The sequence below is a fragment of the Streptomyces sp. NPDC049887 genome, assembly GCF_040656535.1.
Classification (GTDB): Bacteria; Actinomycetota; Actinomycetes; order Streptomycetales; family Streptomycetaceae; genus Streptomyces.
Map to the genome: position 1 here is coordinate 1 of NZ_JBFAMM010000048.1, position 2,079 is coordinate 2,079.

The window sequence follows — 2,079 nt, forward strand, 5'->3', positions numbered from 1 at the left end:
GGGGCCGGTTGGTCGTGGGTGGTGTCGGTGGTGTCGGTGTCGAGGAGTGCGGCGAGGTCGGTGAGGACGGGGTGGCGGGTGACGTCCTTGAGGGTGACGGCCCGGTCCAGGGCGATGGCGAGTTTCACCGCGGACAGCGATGTGCCACCACGGTCGAAGAAGTGGTCGCGCCGGCCGATCCGGTCCTCGGGCACACCGAGCACGGCCGACCAGGCCGCCGCCAGCCGCCGTTCCGCCGCGGTCACCGGCGCCTCACACCCCTCCCCACCGGCCTCGACCGCACCCCCGAGACCCGCCGCGAGCGCGACCAGGGCCTTCCGGTCGACCTTGCCGTTCGCGGTCAGCGGCAAACCCGCCCGCCAGTGGAACACCGCAGGCACCATGTACGACGGCAGCACCGCACCCAGCCCCGCCGCCAACACCCCGCTCTCCAACGGCGCCCGCGCACCGTAGAACGCCACCAACCGCGTCCCCGCCGGCCCCGCCGCGGCCACCACCGCACCCTCACGCACCCCCGCCTGACCCAGCAGCGCGTTCTCCACCTCACCGATCTCGATCCGGAACCCCCGAACCTTCACCTGCGTGTCCCGCCGACCCAGGAACTCCAGCTTCCCCGACACATCCCACCGCCCACGATCCCCACTGCGGTACAACCGCTCCCCCGGCCGCAACGGATCCGGCACGAACACCGCCGCCGTCCGCTCCGGATCGTTGACATACCCACGCCCCACACACACCCCCGAGAACACGATCTCCCCCGGCGCACCCAACGGCACCGGCCGCAACCCCTCGTCCACCACATACACATGCACATTGGCCACCGGCCGCCCCAGCAACACCCGCCCCGGCACCCCCCTCATCACCTCATGATTGGTGTCGTCACACGTCTCCGTCAGCCCATAGGCGTTCACCAACGCAATCCCCGGCTGCGCGGCGAACCACCGCTCCACCAACTCCCGCTTCAACGCCTCACCCGTCACCGACACACACCGCACATCCCCCAACCGCCGCGGCTCCCGCTCCAACGCCGCCAACACCGCCTCCAGATACGACGGCACCACCTGCAGCACGTTCACCCCGGCACCGACGACCGTGTCCAGGAACCGCGACACATCCAGCACCGCCTCCTGCTCCACCAGCACCGTCCGCCCACCCACCAGCAACCCCGCCACCAACTGCCACAACGAGATGTCGAAACACTGCGGCGCGACCTGCGCCACCACACCGCCCTCACCGATCCCCAGATCGTCGATCTTCGCGAACAGATGGTTGACCAGACCCGCGTGCTCGCACATCGCACCCTTCGGCTCACCCGTCGAACCGGAGGTGAAATAGATGTACGCCAACTGCCCCGCCGCCACCGGCACACCCAGATCGTCCCCGGCGTGCCCCTCGCCGTACGCCGCATCGACCAGCAGCCGCTCCACCCCACCGACCGAGACCAGCGCCTCGTCCAACGAGCCGGTACTCCCCGACTCCGTCAGCACCACCCGACACCCCGCCCGCGACAACGTCGCCGCGATCCGACCCGCCGGGAAACCCGGCTCGACCGGCAGATACACCCCACCCGCCTTGAACACCGCCAGCACCGACGCCAGCCAGTCCACGTTCCGCTCCAGCACCACCCCCACCACACCCTCCCCCTCCACACCCCGCACCCGCAGCGCCCGCGCCAACCGGTTCGCCCGCCCGTTCAACTCCCCGTACGTCCACTCCCGCCCCCCATGCACCACCGCCACCGCATCCGGATGCATCCGCACCCGCTCCTCGAACAACTCGTGCACCCGCAACCCCGGCAACTCCCGCCGCCGCCCCGCCAGCCCCTCCACCTGAAAACCCACCTCCTCGGCGGACAGCAGGCTCGTGTCGCCGCACGCGGCCCCCGGATCCGCCGCGATCCGCTCCAGCGCGGCCAGGTGGTAGCCGGCGATCCGGCCCGCCGCCTCCCCGTCCAACGCATCGGTGCGGTACCGGAGCCGCAGCACCACGTCCCCGCCCACCCCCTCCACCACCGACACACGCAGCACCCTCCCGCCACCCACGTCCCCACCGACCCCGTGGGGATCGAACTCGGCCTCG

General features: G+C 71.2%; 1 protein-coding gene. It reads right to left on the reverse strand.

All coding sequences use genetic code 11. From position 1 onward, the window contains the following. A partial coding sequence (locus AB0J10_RS31695; protein ID WP_363066540.1) for an amino acid adenylation domain-containing protein occupies positions 1-2,018 on the reverse strand: 2,018 nt, incomplete at its 3' end. Positions 2,019-2,079 lie beyond the last annotated feature (61 nt).